Origin of the sequence: Natronosporangium hydrolyticum (genome assembly GCF_016925615.1) — a bacterium.
GTDB classification, from domain to species: domain Bacteria; phylum Actinomycetota; class Actinomycetes; order Mycobacteriales; family Micromonosporaceae; genus Natronosporangium; species Natronosporangium hydrolyticum.
Map to the genome: position 1 here is coordinate 174,537 of NZ_CP070499.1, position 17,124 is coordinate 191,660.

Sequence of the window (17,124 nt, forward strand, 5' to 3'; positions counted from 1 at the left end):
GGCAGCTGCATGGCCCGCCGCGTGTCGTACAGCTGCCGGGTCTGGATCTTCAGCTCGGCGCTGCAACCCGGCCGCGCGGCCGCGAGACGCCGCAGCCCACCGTCGAGGGCCCGGCCGCGGACACGTCCACGCGGGATGATCCGAAGTTCCTTTGCGGACGCTCCCCGTTCAGGAGCCACGGCTCCCTGGTGGGTTGAGTGGTGATCCACTAGGTTCGCATATCCTATTGAACCTAGCAAGTCGGGCGCCACTCAACCCACCAGGCGGCGTGAGGCGCGCTACCCGCGGGGTCAGCCGGGCCGGGCCCGGCAGTCGCCCAGCCGCTCAGCCGCTCAGCCGCTCAGCCGCTCAGCCGCTCAGCCGCTCAGCCGCTCAGTCGCTCAGTCGCTCAGTCGCACGAGCATCTTGCCGATGTTCTCGCCGCGCAGCACCCCGAGGAAGGCCTCGGGCGCCCGCTCAAGTCCGTGATAGACCGTCTCTTCGGTGCGCACCGAGCCTTCGGCGAGCCAGCCGGCCGCCTTGCCGAGATACTCCGGGAACCGGCCGTAGTGGTCCAGCACCAGCATCCCGCGCAGCGTTAGCCGCTTCGAGACTGCCAGGAAGAGATTGCTGGGGCCGGGTACCGGCTCGGTCGCGTTGTAGACGCTTATCGCACCGACCAGCGCGAACCGGGCGCCTACCCGTGCCGCGTCGAGCGCCGCGGCCAGGGTCTCGCCTCCGACATTGTCGAAGTAGACGTCGATCCCGTCCGGCGCCGCCGCGGCGAGCTGCCCGGCGATGTCGCCCTCCCGATAGTCGATCGCCGTGTCGTAGCCGAATTGCTCAGTAAGCTTCGCCGCCTTCGCCGGGCCGCCGGCGGAGCCAATGACCCGGGAGGCGCCGAGCTGCCGGGCGATCTGCCCGGCGACGCTGCCGACCGCTCCGGCCGCCGCCGAGATGAAGACTACGTCTCCCTCGCGTACCGGGGCGGTGTCGGTCAGCGAGGCGTAGGCGGTCAGCCCAGGCATGCCCAACACTCCCAGGTACGCCTGCGCGGGCGCCGCCTCGGCGTCGACCACCGTCGCCCCATCGGCATCCACCACCGCGTACTCCCGCCAGCCGAGCAAGTGCGAGACGGTCGCGCCCACGGGGATCGTCGCCGCCCGCGAGGCCACGACCTCGCCCACCGCGCCACCGTCCAGCGGGGCGTCCAGCTCGAACGGCGGGATGTAGGACTCTCGGTCGTCCATTCGACCCCGCATGTACGGGTCGACCGACATCCAGGTGTTCCGGACCAGGAGCTGGCCGTCGGTCAACTCCGGCACCGGAACCGTGGCCATCGCGAAGTTGTCCACGGTGGGCTCTCCCACCGGCCGGGCCGCGAGCCGGATCTCCCGGCTGGTCAGTTGTTGCGACATGCTTGACACTCGCTCTCAGTTGGCGGCGTGGCGCCAGCCGCCGTTGGCGGCGGTGGCCTTGACGTATTCGGTGAAGTCCCGAGGTTCCCGGCCGAGTGCCCGGCGAACCCCGTCCGAGAGGTACGCGTCGTGACCGGCCCGGATGAAGGCGAACAGCCCACCTACTGTCTCAGCCGTGGCGCGAGGGTAGTAGCCCTGCGCCACCAGGTGCTCGACGTGCTCCTCCGGGGTGAGCGGCCGGGTGCGAAGCTCCCGGCCGGTGGCCGCCGCGATCTCCGCGACCGCCTCCGGGATGGTCAGCGCCCGGGGCCCGGAGAGTTCGTAGGTCTGCCCGGCATGGCCCGGCCGGGTCAGCGCCGCCGCGGCGACCTGGGCGATGTCGGTGGCGTCGATGAATGGGTGGGCGCCGTCGCCACTGGAGTAGGCGACGTCGCCGCCGGCCACTCCGCTGCTCAGGAACGGCTCTTCGCTGAAGTTCTGGGCGAACCAGACCGGCCGGAGGATGGTCCACTCGACGCCAGACTCCTGGACCGTCCGCTCGGCTGCGAGCGACCCCTCGAATGCCAGATCCCGGCCCTCCCGAGAGGAGAGGAGCACCAGCCGGCGGACGCCGCGAGCGGTCGCCAGCGCCACGAAGCTGCGCAGCGCGCTGCCGTCGTCGGCGTCGTCGAGCACCAGGTAGACCCCGCTGGCGCCGGTCACCGCCGGCTCCCAGGTGCGCTGGTCGTGCCAGTCGAAGCGGGTGGTCGCGGAGCGGCTGGCGGTGCGTACCGGCCAGCCGGCGGCAGTGAGCTCAGCCACCACCCGCCGGCCGGTCTTGCCGGTGCCGCCCAGGACCAGCAGTGGGCTGGCCGGGTCGGCGGACTTGGTCATCTCTGTCATGGTGCCAGCAAATCTCGCAGAATGCGACGCCCGAATGGCTCGTCGGCTCAATTCGATGTCAGATCGTCTATCGTCGGGGGATGGATCTGCTCGCAAGCCTGCTGCACGAGGTCCGGTCGACCGGGGCGCTGTTCGGGCGTACCCTGCTCCACGCCCCGTGGGCGGTGCGGTTCGCGGATCGAGCCCCGCTGACGCTGCTCACGATGGTGCGCGGGGACGGTTGGCTGATTCCGGACGGGGCGGAACCGCTCCGGCTGCACGCTCACGACGTGGCGGTGGTGGTCGGTCCGGAACCGTTCACGGTCACCCACGAGCCGGGGACGCCGCTCACCTATACGGTGCAGGGGCCGGGGCAGTGCATCACCGCCGACGGCGGGGATGTCAGCGACCAGATGGGGCTGGGTGGCCGCACCTGTGGGGAGGGGTTGGACGCGCCGTACGTGCTGCTCGCCGGCGGCTACCCGGTGCAGGGCACGGTGTCGCAGCGGCTGTTGTCGACGCTGCCCCGGGTGCTGGTGGTGCCGGAGTGCGGCGAGCCCTGCCCCGTGCTGGATCTGGCCGTCGCCGAGATCGACCGGGAGGTCCCGGGCCAGCAGGCGGTGCTGGACCGGTTGTTGGATCTGCTGTTGCTCTCGACGCTGCGGGAGTGGTTCACCCAGCCGGCGGCGCACCCGCCCGCCTGGTACCGCGCTTCGACCGACCCGTCGGTCGGCCCGGTGCTGCGGCTGATCCACGAGACGCCCTCGCGGCCGTGGTCGGTGGCTTCGCTCGCCCGGGAGGCCGGGGTGTCGCGGGCAACCTTCGCCCGCCGGTTCCGGGAGGTGCTCGGGCAGCCTCCCATGGCGTACCTCGCGCAGTGGCGGCTGAGTCAGGCGGCGGACCTGTTGGAGCGTTCCGAGTACACAGTGGATGCGATCGCCCGGCAGGTGGGGTACGCCAACGGTTATGCGCTCAGCGTCGCCTTCACCCGCGAGTTCGGGGTCCGGCCCAGTGAGCACCGTGCCCGGTTCCGCCGGACATCGATGCCTCGATCATGGAGTGAGGGACCGCAGCAGGCGCCGGTCATGTCCCTAAGTTCATGATCAACCGGCTTGGGTGGTGCTGCGGGCGGCGAAGGCGATCGAGGCGAGCAGGAAGCCGCCGTTGATCGCGGCGAAGGCCGCCACGAACCACACCATCAACGCCGGGGCGACGATCAGGAGCAGCGCGGCCAGGAAGAAGATCGCGCCCGGGTCGCGGATCAGCTTCACGACCCGGACCGGCAGCGAACGGGAAGGCACCATGCTGGCCGCATTCGGTCCACTCTGCAGCGCCGAGGTGACCAGGTTGACCATCCAACCGCCGACGAAAACCGCCACCAGCCACACCGGGGTCGCCGGTTGCTGCGCCACCGCCACCGTCGCGATCGCGGTCACCAGCGCGATCTGCGACGCCACATCACACAGGATGTCGGTCCGCGCACCCGCCACACTGGTCTGCCCGGTGGCCCGGGCCAGCTGCCCGTCGGCGCAGTCGAACGCGTACGCCAGCTGCCATCCGACCAGCGCCACCACCCCGACCAGCCAGGCCGGGACGGTGCCCGCAGCCACCGGTCCGGCGAGCAGTATCACGGCGACCGAGGTGGCGAGCCCCAGCGCCAGATTGATGAGAGTCAGCGCGGTCGGGGCCAGGCCCAGCCGGTGGCCGGCGGCGGCCAGCGCCGCCCCCAGCCACTGGCCGGTCGCCTCGCTGAACAGGCCACCACCCTTGTTGACCCGGTAGTAGTCGGTAAGCCGGGGGCGGGCCGCCGGGTCGGCCGCCGGCGCTACGCCGGTCAGTAGCGGCATGCGATCTCCCGGGCCCGCGCCAGATCCGCGTGGTTGTCGACCTCCACCCACTCGACCGCGCCGATCGGGGCGCCCCGCACCTGGCCGCCCTGGTCGGCGAAGCGCTGGAACCCGTCCTCGTAGTACTGGTTCGGATCGTCCCGCCAGGTCGCCGCCAACGCCTCGGCGAGCCCGGCTGCGGCGGCCGGCTCGATCACCGCCGCGCCGATGTACTCACCGTCGGCGGTGCCAGGGTCGAGTGACTTGTGGATCCGGTGCAGCTGGCCGCCCTCGTCGAAGCGCACCTTCATCTCCTCGTCGGCGAGCTGCTTGGCGTCGTCGATCGCCAGCAGCAGCTGCGGGTCGCGCGCCGCGAGCAGCGTCTTCTCCACGCTCACCGGGTGCACGGTGTCCCCGTTGAGCAACAGCGCACCACCGGCGAAGTGGTCCCGGGCCAGCCACAGCGAGTAGGCGTTGTTCCACTCCTCGGCCCGGTCGTTGTCGACCAGCTCCAGGCTCACCCCGTGCCGGGACTCGAGGTCTGCCTGGCGGATACGGACCGCCTCCGCCGCGTACCCGACCACCACGACCACGTCGGTCAGCCCCACCTGCGCGAGGTTGCCGAGCGCGATGTCGAGCACCGTCGTCTCACCAGCCACCGGGACCAGCGCCTTCGGCAGCGTATCCGTGTACGGGCGCAGGCGGCGCCCGGCGCCGGCCGCTAGTACCAGTCCGATCACCAGGCGACGATACTCCCGGCGGCTACGGCAGCGCGGCCAGGTCCGCCAGCATCGTCACCCGCTCGGCCGCCGAGAGGGCCGCGAACGGGGCGGCGTTGCGGGCGTTGGTCTCCTGCTCGATCTGGTCCCGAGCCGGCCCGGGCGGCAACGCCACCATCTCGTCGGCGGTCAGCCCGGCCGCCTGCCAGGCGGCGGCGTGGGCGTCGGCCCGGTGCCACCGCAGCGTGGAGAGCCGGTTCAGCAACCGTACGGCCGGCGGGGTCTGATCGGTCTCGTACGGTGGGGCCTGCGCCCGCCAGGCGATGCCGCCGGTCTGGGCCGCCGCGGCGAGGGTACGAGCGAGGGCGCCGTTCAGCCGGTCGATCCGGGCTTCCTGTCCACCCCATTGGGCGGTTAGCGCCTCCCGGTGCAGCGCGAACAGGTCCCGGAGGAAGGCATGGCCGGGGACGGTGGCGGCGACCGTACCGTCCGGCGCCTCGGTGAGCAGGCCGTGCGCGACGCTGGCGGCGAGGCCCTCGTGGAACGCCGCTGGGTCGCGGTAGCGGTTCAGGGCCGCCAACTCGTCCCGGCTGAGCCGCCGGCCGGCGGCGAGCGGGTTACGCAGGTCGATCAGGAAGCCGGCGGCGGCGCCGCCGTGCGCCATCACGACATCCCGGCCCTTCGGGCCGGGGGCGCGGATGCCGCTGACGAAGGCCCGGTCGACGGCGGGGGCGGCGAGGGCGGCGAAGGTGGTGGGTGGAAACTCCACAGAGTCGGTCACCCGGCGACAATAACCCCACCCCAAACGGGTCGATCATGGACCTTGGGACATGGTCGGGGCCGTTTCAGGTCCCCAACTCCATGATCGCCGGGCAGTCTGGCCGGTGGCGGTTAGCGGACTGCCGTCTCCAAGCCGATCGTCGCCATCTGGTGGAACGACTGTTCCCGGTCCGCCGACGGCAGGTGCTCACCGGTCTTGAGGTGATCGCTGACGGTCAGGATCGCCAGCGCCCGCGCCTGGAACTTCGCCGCCAACGTGTACAACGCCGCCGACTCCATCTCCACCGCGAGGGTGCCGTGCTCCGCCAACCGGTCATAGAGGTCCGGTCGCGGGTGGTAGAACGGGTCGCTGGCGACGATCGGGCCGACCCGCATCGCCACCCCGTGCTCGCCCGCGACGTCGACGGCGGTCCGGAGCAGTTCGAAGTCGGCTACCGGGGCGTAGTCGATCAGCCCGTCGAAGCGGAGCCGGTTCATCGCCGAGTCGGTCGACGACCCGATCGCCGCCACCACATCGCGCAACCCGAGCGCGTCGGAGATCGCACCGCAGGAACCGACCCGGATCAGCGTGGTCGCCCCGTACTCGGCCAGCAACTCCTGGACGTAGATGGCGGCCGAGGGCATGCCCATCCCGGTGCCCTGCACCGAAACCTCGACCCCCCGGTAGCGACCGGTGAAGCCGAGCATGTTCCGGACCGTGGAGTAGCAGACCGGGTCGTCGAGGTAGGTCTCGGCGATCCACTTCGCCCGCAGCGGATCACCCGGCAGCAGCACCCGCGGCGCGATCTGCCCTGGCTCGGCACCGATATGCACGCTCATGCTGCCCGATCATGCCAGGACGAGGCCCGGCCTGCCGGTCACCCACCGGCCGCGGCAGCCACCGAGGCGCTGCGGTACCCTTGCCGGCGGTGGCGTGTCCGAGCGGCCGAAGGAGCGCGCCTCGAAAGCGCGTGAGGGTCTTCCCTCCGCGGGTTCGAATCCCGCCGCCACCGCTCTCCGGCTTCGGCACCTTTAACAGGTGCCGAAGCCGTTGCTGAACAGCTGCCGGGCATGCTCCTGCGACCCGACGATGAGTTTCTGTACGTGCTCGCCGTCGTGCAGGAAGAGGTACGCGTGGTCGTCTACCGGCACCAGCAACCCGTCGAACTGGTAGGTCTCCGCCGGCGCCGTCAGCACCTCGGCGTCGGGGTAGCTTGCGGTGACGTCGTCGACCGGGGAGCCGACCGCCACACCGTCGGCGGTGTGCAGCGGGGGGTTCGCCCACAGCAGCACCAACTCGTCGTCGTCGAAGACCGGGGAGGCCGCTGGTTGCTCCGGCAGCCGGGGGGCGCAGTCACCGGGGCCCTGCGCGAGGCCCTGGGTCCGAACCAGGTCGACGCGGGGGGCGCCGACCTCGATGCCGGGAAGACCGGTCGAGGTAACGACCTCGTCGCCGGGGTGGGCCTGGGCCTGGGCCTGGGATTCCGGGTTGTTGAGGGCGCCGTAACCGGCGAGGGCGCCGCCGGTCAGCGCCGCTGTCACCACTCCCACGAGTAGCGCATACCGCATAGTCATCTCCCCGTTGCTCACTGTATTCAGCTACGGGAGCCCACCCTACGCCCTACTCTCTGTCACTGAAAGCCGTCGTGGCAACGAAATCTACGGTCAACGCGCATGTTGGTTGGGCAGGGAGGGATCTTGCGTACGGATATTTCCGACATTCCCGTACGCAAGATCCCTCCCTGCCCAACCAACACGGGGGCCAGGGTGCGGGTGGAAACGGAAACGCCGGCCCGGTCACAGACCGGGCCGGCGTTCGCCTGCGCATATAGCGCGGAGGATACGAGATTCGAACTCGTGAGGGGTTGCCCCCAACACGCTTTCCAAGCGTGCGCCCTAGGCCACTAGGCGAATCCTCCGCCGGCCAGGATAGCAACCGTCCTCAGCCGCGGTCGCCGGCCCGCCGGGTCGGGGCGGCGACCCCCGCGCTGGCGGGCCGGGTAGAGTTGGCGCAGCCCCTCGTGCGGCGTCACCCTGTGAACCTCCCCAGGGCCGGAAGGCAGCAAGGATAAACAGGCTCTGGCGGGTGCGCGAGGGGCCCTTTCGTGCCTGCCCTGTGGTGCGCCGATGGTCAGGGCGCAGAGGTACGGTGACCCCCGGAGGAGGTGGAGCCGTGGCGCTGGCGCTGTACCGCAAATACCGCCCGCGGACCTTCGGGGAGCTGATCGGGCAGGATCACGTCACCGAGCCGCTGAGCCAGGCGCTGCGTTCGGGCCGGCTCAACCACGCGTATCTCTTCTCCGGCCCGCGCGGCTGCGGCAAGACCTCCTCGGCCCGGATTCTGGCCCGCTCGCTCAACTGCGAGCAGGGGCCGACCCCGGAGCCCTGCGGCGAGTGCGACTCCTGCCAGTCGCTGCGCACCGACGGGCCCGGGTCGGTCGACGTGATCGAGATCGACGCCGCGTCCCACGGCGGCGTGGACGACGCCCGGGAGCTGCGGGAGCGTGCGTTCTTCACGCCGGTCGCCGGGCGGTACAAGATCTACGTGATCGACGAGGCGCACATGGTCTCGTCGGCCGGCTTCAATGCCCTGCTGAAGCTGGTGGAGGAGCCTCCGGAGTACGTCAAGTTCGTCTTCGCCACCACTGAGCCGGAGAAGGTGCTGCCGACCATCAAGTCGCGCACCCACCACTACCCGTTCCGGTTGGTGCCGCCGAGCCTGATGCGGCCGTTTCTGGAGCAGATGTGTACGGCGGAGGGGGTGAGCGTCGAGCCGACCGTCTTCCCGCTGGTGGTACGCGCCGGCGGCGGCTCGGTCCGGGACACCCTCTCGGTGCTGGACCAGCTGATCGCCGGGGCCGGTGCGGAGGGCGTGACCTACCCCCGGGCGGCGGCGCTGCTCGGGGTCACCGATGCCGCCCTGATCGATGAGCTCTGTGACGCGTTGGCGGCACGGGACGGTGCCGCGATCTTCGCCGCCGTCGACCGGGTCGCCGAGGCCGGCCACGATGCCCGCCGGTTCGCCGCGGATCTGCTGGAGCGGTTCCGGGATTTGATGATCTTGCAGCAGGTGCCGGACGCCGCCGCCAGTGGGCTGCTCGACGTCCCCACCGACCAGCTGGACCGGATGTCGGTGCACGCCCATCAGCTCGGCCTGGCCACGCTCTCCCGGTGCGCCGATATCGTCCATAACGGACTGGTGGAGATGCGCGGGACGGCCTCGCCGCGGCTGCTGTTGGAGCTGATCTGCGCCCGGATGCTGCTGCCCGGGGCCGATGACGGGGCGGCCGCACTGCTACAACGGCTGGAGTCGGTGGAGCAGCGGCTCACTGCCGGGCCGCCGGCCGCCCCGCCCGCCACCCCACCCGCGGCGTCCCCGCCCGCCACCGCGCCAGTCTCCGAGTCTCCATTCCCAGCGTCGCCGCCTCCGGCAGCGCCGGCCGCCGCCCAGCCACCGGGAGCACCCCCGGCCGACGCGGCCCCGGTCAGCGGGCCCACCGCCCCGGTCGCCAGCGCACCCCCGGTCAGCGGGCCCACCGCCCCGGTCGCCAGCGCACCCCCGGCCGGCGCACCCCCGGCCGGCGCACCCCCGGCCGGCGCACCCCCGGCCGGCGGGCCCACCGCCCCGGTCGCCGGCGCGGTGGACGCAGCGACCGTACGCCGGGTGTGGGAAGAGATCGTCGCCACCGTCAGCCGGCAGAGTAAACGGGCGGCGGCGGTGGTCCGGGAGGCGAGCGTCCGGGATGTCGAGGGCGACACCGTGGTGCTGCACTTCCAGCACGCGGTCCACGCCAACATGCTCACCAGCTCACCGCAGCCGCTGGTGGCGGCGCTCGGCCAGGTCCTCGGCGGGGCGTGGCAGGTGCGCTGCGAATCCGGGGGCGGTCCGGCCGATGGTGGTCGGCGGCAGCCACCGGCCCGACCGGACCCGCCACCGCCGGCCGGCCCGGCCACGCCGCCGCCCGGGCCAGACGCTCCCCGGCCGGCCGGCCCGGGCGCGCCGCCGGCTGACCTTGCCGCGCCACCGACGGCCGGCACGGCCGGAGCGGCCGCCACCTCGACGCCTTCGGGTGCTGCCGGGTACGACGAGGAAGAGTGGCCGGAGCTGGCGCAACCCCCAAACTCCGGACCGTCGATGGCGGCGCCGGCACCGCCCGCCGACGGCCCGGCTGGTGCCGAGCGGGCCCGCGGGGCGGGGGGTGGGCCGGCGCCACCGGTTCGGTCGCAGCCGGGCGGGGCGCCGAAACTCGCGGCGGCTACCAGCGACGGGATGGACCCGACGGATCTGGCGCAGCTGCGGGCGGAGAGTACCTCGGTCGGGTCCGCTGACCGGGGCGGCGGCGCCGCCGATGATCGGGCGTTCCGGCTGCTGGAGCAGACCCTGGGCGCGGAACGGGTCACCGGAGCGGCGCCGTAGGCTGACTGTCTGGGGGGCTTCACCCCCGGGCGACCATTGAAGATCGAGGGGAGAGCCCATCGTGATGCCCGGCGGACAACCTGACCTGCAGCAGTTGATGCAGCAGGCGCAGCAGATGCAGCAACAGCTCGCTACCGCGCAGGCCGAGCTGGCCGAGGCCGAGGTGACCGGCTCCGCCGGTGGCGGTCTGGTCACCGTGACGATCACCGGGGCCGGCGAGGTCACCGGGGTCAAGATCGACCCGAGCGCGGTGGACCCGGCGGACGTGGAGACGCTGGAAGATCTGGTCCTGGCGGCGTTCCACGCCGCGATGGCGGAGCAGCGCCAGCTCACCGAGGAGAAGATGGGCCCGCTCGCCGCTGGCCTCACCGGCGGGATGCCGGGGATGCCCGGCCTGCCCGGCGCCTAGGCGGCGGCTGTGTACGAGGGGGCGATCCAGGATCTGATCGACGAGCTCGGTCGGCTGCCCGGGGTGGGCCCCAAGAGTGCGCAGCGGATCGCGTTCCATCTGCTCTCGGCGGACACCGCCGATGTCGACCGGCTCGCTACCTCGCTGCGCCGGGTCAAGGAGCTGGTGCGGTTCTGCGACACCTGTTTCAACGTGGCGGAGTCGCAGCAGTGCCGGATCTGTCGGGATGCCCGGCGCAGCGACGAGGTCCTCTGTGTGGTGGAGGAGCCGAAGGACGTGGTGGCGATCGAGCGGACGAATGAGTTCCGGGGTCGCTATCACGTGCTCGGTGGGGCGATCAATCCATTGGAGGGGGTCGGGCCGGACCACCTGCGGGTGCGGGAGTTGATGGCCCGGCTCGCGGCGGGCGTGGTGAAGGAGCTGATCCTGGCCACCGATCCGAACACCGAGGGCGAGGCCACCGCAACGTATCTGGCGCTGATGGTCAAGCCGATGGGATTGAAGGTGACCAGGCTCGCCAGTGGCCTACCGGTCGGTGGTGATCTTGAGTATGCAGATGAGGTGACGCTCGGTCGGGCGTTCGAGGGCCGCCGCGCGGTCTGATGATCCGAACGGCAACGAAACGGTACCAACTTCGTTGCCAGTGGTTCCCGTCTACCTCAACGAACGCTAAGGTCTGGCGCGTACCCACCATGTTCGGCGACATTGAGGTGATCCTCTATGCGTGTTCCCCGGTTGAAGGCCGCCATCGCGGTCGGCGCCGCTGCCGCAGTGGCATTGGCTGGCTGCGCCCAGAGTGAGAGAGACGATGATGACGACGCGAGCGTCGATACCGACGCGACATTGATTTTCGGCACCGCTGGTGAAGCGTTGACCCTCGACCCCACCTTCGCCAGCGATGGCGAGACCATGCGGGTGTCCCGGCAGGTCTTCGACACGCTGATCCAGGTGGCGCCGGGGACGACCGACATCGAGCCGGCGCTGGCGACCGAGTGGGAGTCGGACGAGTCCGGCACCGAGTGGACCTTTACGTTGCGCGACGACGTGCAGTTCCACGATGGCACCGACTTCAATGCCGAGGCCGTCTGCAGCAACTTCGATCGGTGGCACACCCTTGAGGGCGTCGCCCAAGAGCCCAGCATGAGCTACTACTGGCAGCAGATGTCCGGTGGCTTCGCCGAGAACGAGCCGGACCGCAGCGACCTGGGCGACCCGGTGTATGAGTCGTGTGCGGCTACCGACGAGCACACCGCGGTGATCAACCTGACTCGGGTGACCAGCCGGTTCCCGTCGCTGCTGGTGTTGTCGCCGTTCGCGATGCACAGCCCGACCGCGTTGGCTGAGCATGACGCCTCCAACGTGACCGGTAGCGCGGGCGAGCCGAACTGGCCGCCGTACAGCTTGGAGCACCCGACCGGCACCGGGCCGTTCGTCTTCGAGAGCTGGGACCGCGCCACCCAGGAGATCACCCTGGTCCGCAACGAGGACTACTGGGGCGAGCCGGCCACCATCGGCCGGTTGATCTTCAAGGCGATCCCGGACGAGACCGGTCGCCGGCAGGCGCTGAGCGCTGGCGAGATCCACGGCTATGACCTGCCGTCGCCGGCCGACTGGGACACGCTGGAGTCGGAGGGCATGAACCTTGGGGTCCGGGAGACTCCGGTGAACCTGCTCTACGTCGCGTTCACCCAGAACGCGAACGAGGCCCTGGAGGACCTCCGGGTGCGGCAGGCGATCGCTCATGCGCTCAACCGGCAGGGGCTGGTGGACGCGCTGATGCCCGAGGGCGCCGAGGTCGCCACCCAGTTCCAGCCGCCGAACCTGGAGGGCTGGAACCCGGACGTGCCGACCTACGATTACGACCCGGAGCGGGCGATCCAGCTGCTTGAGGACGCCGGTTACAGCGAGGGTGAGCTGGAGCTCAGCTTCTACTGGCCGACCGACGTGACCCGGCCGTACATGCCGAGCCCGCGCAGCATGATCGAGCTGTTCCAGCAGGACCTGGAGGATGTCGGCATCGTGGTCGAGCCGGTGTCGTTGCCGTGGAGCCCGGAGTACCTGGCCGATGTCCAGGCCGGCGAGGCCGATCTGCACTTCCTCGGCTGGACCGGCGACTACCCGGAGGCCTACAACTTCATCGGTACCTGGTTCTCCCGCGCGTTGCCGGCGTGGGGGTACGAGTACGAGGAGCTGTGGGACCGGATGTCCGACGCGGACCAGACCGTGGACGATGAGGAGCGGTTCGCGATCTACGAGGAGCTCAACGCGATGATCATGGAGTTCCTGCCGGGCGTGCCGGTGTCGCACATGCCGAACGGACTCGTCTTCGCCGACCACGTCTCCGGTGTGGAGATCAGCCCGTTGGCGCAGGAGCGGTTCGCCACCGCACAGATCGCCGAGTAGTCCAACCCGTCGACCGTGGCGCCGGGCGGCCGCTGACCCGCGGCCGCCCGGCGCCACAGTCGACCCGCCGGTGGAGATCGAATGTTTCGATTCGTCGTCCGGCGCCTGCTGCAGGTGATCCCCACGCTGGCAGGTCTGTCGGTCTTGTTGTTCATCTGGTTGCGGTCGCTGCCGGGAGGGCCGGAGACGGCGCTGCTCGGCGACCGGGCCACTCCGGAGGCGCGGGAGGCGATCCGGGCACGAATGGGCCTGGACGAGCCGCTGCTGGTGCAGTACGGCGCGTACATGCGCCGGGTGCTCAGCTTCGACCTCGGTAACTCAACGATGACCCAGCGGCCGGTGGTGGAGGAGTTCCTGCTCCGCTTCCCGGCCACCGTGGAGTTGACGGTGGTCGCGATGGTGATCGCCATCGGCGCGGGGGTGCCGTTGGGCTACTTCGCGGCCCGCCGCCGCGGCGGGCCGCTGGACGGGTTGACGGTCGGCGGGTCGATGCTCGGCATCTGCACCCCGATCTTCTTCCTCGCCTTCCTGCTGAAGTGGGTCTTCGGCGAGAACCTGGGCTGGTTCCCGACCACCGGGCGGCAGACCACCGGGATCGACGCCACCCACATCACCAACTTCTTCATCCTGGACGGCATCCTCACTCAGGAGTGGGACGCTGCCTGGGACGCGTTTCTGCATCTACTCCTGCCAGGCATCGCGGTCGCCAGCATTCCGTTCGCGATCATCGTCCGGATGACCCGGGCGAGCGTGCTGGAGGTGCTGAACGAGGACTATGTGCGGACCGCCGAGGCGAAGGGGCTGACCACCCGGGTGATCCGCGGCCGGCACGTGCTGCGTAACGCGCTGCTGCCGGTGGTTACCGCGATCGGCGTGCTCTCCGGGGCGCTGTTGTCGGGGGCGGTGCTGACCGAGACCGTCTTCGCGATCAACGGCATCGGACGGTTCGTCTATCTGGCGATCCAGAACGCCGACTATCCGGTGTTGATGGCCTTCATTACCTTCATCGCGCTGGCCTTTGTGGTGATCAACCTGCTGGTCGATATCTCATATAGCATTATCGATCCGAGGGTGAGGGTGCACTGATGGCGAACGAGCATCCGACACCCTCCGGATCCGACCCGGCCACGGAGTCGACGCCGGAGCCGGCCGGCCTGCCGGCGCAGCGGCTGCCACCGGGGCCGATCGGCCGCCGCCGGGCCGAGAAGCTGGACCGGTTGGGGGAGCTGGCGGGAGCACCGCCGGATGAGCGGGGCGAGAGCATCACCCGGGAGACGCTACGGCGGCTGCGGCGCAGCCCGATGGCGATCACCGGCGCGGCGATCGTGCTGGCCTTCGTGATCCTGGCGTTCATCGGACCGGTCATCGCGCCGCATCCGCCCCGGGCGTTTGTGGGGTTGGATCAGGTCCGGCCCGGGCAGATCCCTGGCCCCAGCGCCGAGTACTGGTTCGGGCTGGACCAGCTGGGCCGAGACGTCTTCAGCCGGCTGCTGGTCGGGGCGCAGCAGACGCTGCTGGTCGGGGTGGTCGCCACCCTGATCGGGTTCACCGTCGGAGCGATCATCGGCGGCGTCGCCGGCGCCGCGAACGCGCTGGGTGGCCGGATCGGCGGCTGGATCGACTCGGTGCTGATGCGCTTCATCGACATGCTGCTGGCGATGCCGCCGCTGCTGCTGGCGTTCAGCGTGGCGGCGGTGATCGGGCGGAGCCTGTGGGCGGTGATGATCGCGGTCGGGGTGGCGGCGGTGCCGATCTTCGCCCGACTGCTGCGAGCATCGATGATCGCCCAGGCGCACCGCGACTATGTGCTCGCCGCGACCGCGCTCGGGGTGAAGAAACGCCGGATCGTGGTGAGTCATATCTTCCCGAACTCGCTGGCCCCGGTGATCGTGCAGGCGACGCTGACGCTCGCCACCGCGATCATCGAGGCGGCGGCGCTGTCGTTCCTCGGGCTGGGGAACCCGGACACCGGGGTGCCGGAGTGGGGCACGATGCTCGCCCAGGCGCAGGACCAGTTGGCGGTCCGGCCGTCGCTGGCGATCTATCCGGCGGTGGCGATCATCATCACTGCGCTCGGCTTCACGCTGCTGGGCGAGGCGATGCGGGAGGCCCTCGACCCGAAACTGCGGAGGTGACCATGCCCACCCACCCAGTTGATCATGGACCTAGGCACATGGCGGGCGGGGATTCGGGTCCCCAACCCCATGGTCAACACCCGTTGCTGGAGGTGGCGGACCTCTCGGTCGTGTTCCGCCGGCGAGGGCAGCGGGACATCCGGGCGGTCGACGGCGTCTCGTTCACGGTCGAACCCGGCCAGATCGTCGGCCTGGTCGGCGAGTCCGGCTGCGGCAAGAGCGTCACCTCGCTGGCGATCACCGGGCTGCTGCCGACCCGCGGCGTCGAACTCGGCGGCGCTGCCCGGTTCGACGGCGCCGACCTGCTGACGATGTCCCCGGCCGAACGCCGCGACCTGCGCGGCCGGGACATCGCCATGGTCTTCCAGGATCCGATCTCGTCGCTGAACCCGGTGGTACCGATCGGGGTGCAGGTCGCCGAGGTGTTGACCCGGCACCGGGGGATGGCCCGCGGCGCCGCCAAGCGGGAATCGGCCGACCTGCTCGACCGGGTCGGCATCCCCGACCCGACCCGCCGACTCAAGGAGTACCCGCACCAGCTCTCCGGCGGGATGCGGCAGCGTGCGCTGATCGCGATGGCGGTCGCCTGCCAGCCGCGGTTGCTGATCGCCGACGAGCCGACCACGGCGCTCGATGTCACCATCCAGGCGCAGATCCTGGAACTGCTGAAGGACCTGGTCCGGGACCTGAACACCGCGCTCATCATGATCACGCACGATCTGGGGGTGGTCGCCGGCATGTGTGACACCGTCAACGTGCTCTACGCCGGCCGGGTGGTGGAGACCGCCGCCCGCAGGCCGCTCTTCGCCCAGCCCCATCACCCGTACACCGTGGGCCTGCTCGGCTCCATCCCTCGGCTCGACGGGGCGCGGGGCGAACCGCTCACCCCGATCCCCGGCTCGGTGCGGGACCTGCTGCCCTGGCACGAGGGTTGCGCGTACGCGCCGCGCTGCCCGCGCCGGGAGGAGCAGTGCCTCGACGGCCCGCCGGAGCTGACGCCGGAACCGGACGGCCGGGTGTACCGGTGTATCAACCCGGATTTGACCGGCGGCCCAGCTCGGACCACAGTGGAGGTCAGCTCATGAGCGCGCCGTTGCTGGAGGTGCGGAACCTCAAGGTTCATTATCCGATCACCAGCGGCATCATCTTCGACCGGGTGGTGGGGCAGGTCCGGGCGGTCGACGGCGTCGACCTGACCATTCCCAAAGGCCAGACGTACGGGTTGGTGGGCGAGTCCGGCTGCGGAAAATCCACTCTGGGCAAGGCGGTGCTGCGGCTGGCGCCGGTGACCGAGGGGTCGGTCCAATTCGACGGTACCGATATCACCACGCTGCAGGGCGAGCGGCTGCGGGCGATGCGGCAGCGGATGCAGATGATCTTTCAGGACCCGATGTCCAGCCTGGACCCCCGGCAGAACGTCGAGTCGATCCTCACCGAGGGCCTCGCCGCGCACGGCATCGGCAAGAACCGGGCGCAGCAGCGGGAGATCATCGGCGAGACGCTGGACCGGGTCGGGCTGCCCCGGTGGGCGCTGTCGCGCTACCCGCACGAATTCTCCGGCGGGCAGCGGCAGCGGATCGGCATCGCCCGGGCGCTGGCCTTGGGCCCGGATCTGATCATCGCCGACGAGCCGGTCTCCGCGCTGGACGTGTCGATCCAGGCGCAGGTGGTGAACCTGCTCGACGAGCTGCAGGATTCGCTGGGGCTCACCTACCTGGTGATCGCCCATGATCTAGCGGTGGTGCGTCACATCTCGGACACGGTCGGCGTGATGTACCTGGGGGCGCTGGTGGAGGAGGCCCCCTCCGACGACCTCTACGCCGAGCCGCTGCACCCGTACACCCGGGCGCTGATGTCGGCGGTGCCGGTGCCGGACCCGGATGTGGAGGACCGGCGGGAGCGGATCCTGCTCGCCGGCGACCTGCCGTCGCCGTCGAACCCGCCGCCGGGCTGCCGTTTCCACACCCGCTGCCCGTGGGCGCAGCCGGAGCGGTGCGCCGACGAGCGGCCGGAGCTGGTGGAGATCCGCCCGGGGCACCGAGTGGCCTGCCACTGGGTGAACGAGATCGCCGACGGCCGGATCCAGCGCCACGAGGTAACGCCGGAGCTGACCAAGCCGGACGACGACGCCGCCGCGAGCGCCCCCACCGTCGAGACGGTCCACGTCCCGTAACGTCCCAGGTTCCCCACTCCCGACC

General features: G+C 70.8%; 16 protein-coding genes, 2 tRNA genes and 1 other RNA gene. 11 read left to right on the top strand and 8 right to left on the bottom strand.

Features of this window, described 5'->3' with window-relative positions:
• Window positions 1-380: 380 nt before the first annotated feature.
• Together JQS43_RS00850 and JQS43_RS00855 are read right to left on the bottom strand one after the other, a co-directional pair.
• Window positions 381-1,397 (bottom strand): NADP-dependent oxidoreductase, encoded by a 1,017-nt coding sequence (locus tag JQS43_RS00850; protein WP_239677139.1) that lies wholly within the window; start codon window positions 1,395-1,397, stop codon window positions 381-383.
• A 15-nt stretch (window positions 1,398-1,412) separates the two neighbouring features.
• On the bottom strand, window positions 1,413-2,270 hold the full coding sequence (locus JQS43_RS00855) for an NAD(P)H-binding protein (RefSeq protein WP_239677140.1): 858 nt from the start codon (window positions 2,268-2,270) through the stop codon (window positions 1,413-1,415).
• Window positions 2,271-2,359: 89 nt separating this feature from the next.
• Here JQS43_RS00855 and JQS43_RS00860 point away from each other — a divergent pair, with 89 nt between their 5' ends.
• Window positions 2,360-3,361 carry an AraC family transcriptional regulator gene (locus tag JQS43_RS00860; RefSeq protein ID WP_239677141.1) on the top strand — a complete coding sequence of 334 codons (1,002 nt, stop codon included), beginning with the start codon at window positions 2,360-2,362 and terminating at the stop codon, window positions 3,359-3,361.
• Here the strand turns inward: JQS43_RS00860 and JQS43_RS00865 are convergent, their stop codons facing one another.
• The 4 genes from JQS43_RS00865 to deoD form a co-directional block, all read right to left on the bottom strand.
• A complete protein-coding gene (locus JQS43_RS00865) occupies window positions 3,362-4,105 on the bottom strand; it encodes a CDP-alcohol phosphatidyltransferase family protein (protein WP_239677142.1) in 744 nt (247 codons plus the stop codon).
• Window positions 4,093-4,824: a phosphocholine cytidylyltransferase family protein gene (locus JQS43_RS00870; RefSeq protein WP_239677143.1), complete on the bottom strand. Its 732-nt coding sequence runs from the start codon at window positions 4,822-4,824 to the stop codon at window positions 4,093-4,095. The genes JQS43_RS00865 and JQS43_RS00870 overlap by 13 nt, the downstream gene beginning before the upstream one ends.
• Before the next feature lie 22 nt (window positions 4,825-4,846).
• Window positions 4,847-5,584 (bottom strand): hypothetical protein, encoded by a 738-nt coding sequence (locus JQS43_RS00875; RefSeq protein WP_239677144.1) that lies wholly within the window; start codon window positions 5,582-5,584, stop codon window positions 4,847-4,849.
• A 110-nt stretch (window positions 5,585-5,694) separates the two neighbouring features.
• Window positions 5,695-6,402 carry a purine-nucleoside phosphorylase gene (gene deoD / locus JQS43_RS00880; protein WP_239677145.1) on the bottom strand — a complete coding sequence of 236 codons (708 nt, stop codon included), beginning with the start codon at window positions 6,400-6,402 and terminating at the stop codon, window positions 5,695-5,697.
• Between the two features lie 88 nt (window positions 6,403-6,490).
• Between deoD and JQS43_RS00885 the strand changes: the two genes are divergently transcribed.
• A tRNA-Ser gene (locus tag JQS43_RS00885) sits at window positions 6,491-6,575 on the top strand.
• A 19-nt stretch (window positions 6,576-6,594) separates the two neighbouring features.
• Here JQS43_RS00885 and JQS43_RS00890 read toward each other — a convergent pair.
• Together JQS43_RS00890 and JQS43_RS00895 are read right to left on the bottom strand one after the other, a co-directional pair.
• Window positions 6,595-7,137, bottom strand: a complete 543-nt coding sequence (locus JQS43_RS00890) for a hypothetical protein (protein ID WP_239677146.1) — start codon at window positions 7,135-7,137, stop codon at window positions 6,595-6,597.
• A 259-nt stretch (window positions 7,138-7,396) separates the two neighbouring features.
• A tRNA-Ser gene (locus tag JQS43_RS00895) sits at window positions 7,397-7,481 on the bottom strand.
• 91 nt (window positions 7,482-7,572) lie between these two features.
• Here JQS43_RS00895 and ffs point away from each other — a divergent pair.
• From ffs to JQS43_RS00940, 9 genes are all read left to right on the top strand, one after another.
• An RNA gene (ffs, locus tag JQS43_RS00900) (signal recognition particle sRNA small type) lies at window positions 7,573-7,668 on the top strand.
• Window positions 7,669-7,735: 67 nt separating this feature from the next.
• A complete protein-coding gene (locus JQS43_RS00905) occupies window positions 7,736-9,979 on the top strand; it encodes a DNA polymerase III subunit gamma and tau (protein WP_239677147.1) in 2,244 nt (747 codons plus the stop codon).
• A gap of 64 nt (window positions 9,980-10,043) precedes the next feature.
• Complete coding sequence (locus tag JQS43_RS00910; RefSeq protein ID WP_239677148.1) at window positions 10,044-10,388, top strand: YbaB/EbfC family nucleoid-associated protein; 345 nt, start codon at window positions 10,044-10,046, stop codon at window positions 10,386-10,388.
• A gap of 9 nt (window positions 10,389-10,397) precedes the next feature.
• Complete coding sequence (recR, locus tag JQS43_RS00915) at window positions 10,398-10,991, top strand: recombination mediator RecR (protein ID WP_239677149.1); 594 nt, start codon at window positions 10,398-10,400, stop codon at window positions 10,989-10,991.
• Between the two features lie 117 nt (window positions 10,992-11,108).
• The gene (locus JQS43_RS00920; protein ID WP_239677150.1) at window positions 11,109-12,791 is read left to right on the top strand and encodes an ABC transporter substrate-binding protein; all 1,683 of its coding nucleotides are present in this window, start codon (window positions 11,109-11,111) and stop codon (window positions 12,789-12,791) included.
• Window positions 12,792-12,872: 81 nt separating this feature from the next.
• Window positions 12,873-13,877: an ABC transporter permease gene (locus JQS43_RS00925; RefSeq protein WP_239677151.1), complete on the top strand. Its 1,005-nt coding sequence runs from the start codon at window positions 12,873-12,875 to the stop codon at window positions 13,875-13,877.
• Window positions 13,877-14,926 (top strand): ABC transporter permease, encoded by a 1,050-nt coding sequence (locus JQS43_RS00930; protein WP_239677152.1) that lies wholly within the window; start codon window positions 13,877-13,879, stop codon window positions 14,924-14,926. Before JQS43_RS00925 ends, JQS43_RS00930 begins: the two co-directional genes overlap by 1 nt.
• Before the next feature lie 38 nt (window positions 14,927-14,964).
• Window positions 14,965-16,011 (top strand): ABC transporter ATP-binding protein, encoded by a 1,047-nt coding sequence (locus tag JQS43_RS00935; RefSeq protein ID WP_420847633.1) that lies wholly within the window; start codon window positions 14,965-14,967, stop codon window positions 16,009-16,011.
• On the top strand, window positions 16,008-17,099 hold the full coding sequence (locus tag JQS43_RS00940) for an ABC transporter ATP-binding protein (RefSeq protein ID WP_239677154.1): 1,092 nt from the start codon (window positions 16,008-16,010) through the stop codon (window positions 17,097-17,099). Before JQS43_RS00935 ends, JQS43_RS00940 begins: the two co-directional genes overlap by 4 nt.
• Window positions 17,100-17,124: the final 25 nt, after the last annotated feature.

What these genes read in the sequence shown, in the direction of transcription:
- JQS43_RS00850 (WP_239677139.1), bottom strand. Translation starts at nt 1,397, where the DNA reads ATGTCGCAACAACTGACCAGCCGGGAGATCCGGCTCGCGGCCCGGCCG.
- JQS43_RS00855 (WP_239677140.1), bottom strand. Translation starts at nt 2,270, where the DNA reads ATGACCAAGTCCGCCGACCCGGCCAGCCCACTGCTGGTCCTGGGCGGC.
- JQS43_RS00860 (WP_239677141.1), top strand. Translation starts at nt 2,360, where the DNA reads ATGGATCTGCTCGCAAGCCTGCTGCACGAGGTCCGGTCGACCGGGGCG.
- JQS43_RS00865 (WP_239677142.1), bottom strand. Translation starts at nt 4,105, where the DNA reads ATGCCGCTACTGACCGGCGTAGCGCCGGCGGCCGACCCGGCGGCCCGC.
- deoD (WP_239677145.1), bottom strand. Translation starts at nt 6,402, where the DNA reads ATGAGCGTGCATATCGGTGCCGAGCCAGGGCAGATCGCGCCGCGGGTG.
- JQS43_RS00890 (WP_239677146.1), bottom strand. Translation starts at nt 7,137, where the DNA reads ATGACTATGCGGTATGCGCTACTCGTGGGAGTGGTGACAGCGGCGCTG.
- JQS43_RS00910 (WP_239677148.1), top strand. Translation starts at nt 10,044, where the DNA reads ATGCCCGGCGGACAACCTGACCTGCAGCAGTTGATGCAGCAGGCGCAG.
- JQS43_RS00920 (WP_239677150.1), top strand. Translation starts at nt 11,109, where the DNA reads ATGCGTGTTCCCCGGTTGAAGGCCGCCATCGCGGTCGGCGCCGCTGCC.
- JQS43_RS00925 (WP_239677151.1), top strand. Translation starts at nt 12,873, where the DNA reads ATGTTTCGATTCGTCGTCCGGCGCCTGCTGCAGGTGATCCCCACGCTG.
- JQS43_RS00930 (WP_239677152.1), top strand. Translation starts at nt 13,877, where the DNA reads ATGGCGAACGAGCATCCGACACCCTCCGGATCCGACCCGGCCACGGAG.
- JQS43_RS00935 (WP_420847633.1), top strand. Translation starts at nt 14,965, where the DNA reads ATGGCGGGCGGGGATTCGGGTCCCCAACCCCATGGTCAACACCCGTTG.
- JQS43_RS00940 (WP_239677154.1), top strand. Translation starts at nt 16,008, where the DNA reads ATGAGCGCGCCGTTGCTGGAGGTGCGGAACCTCAAGGTTCATTATCCG.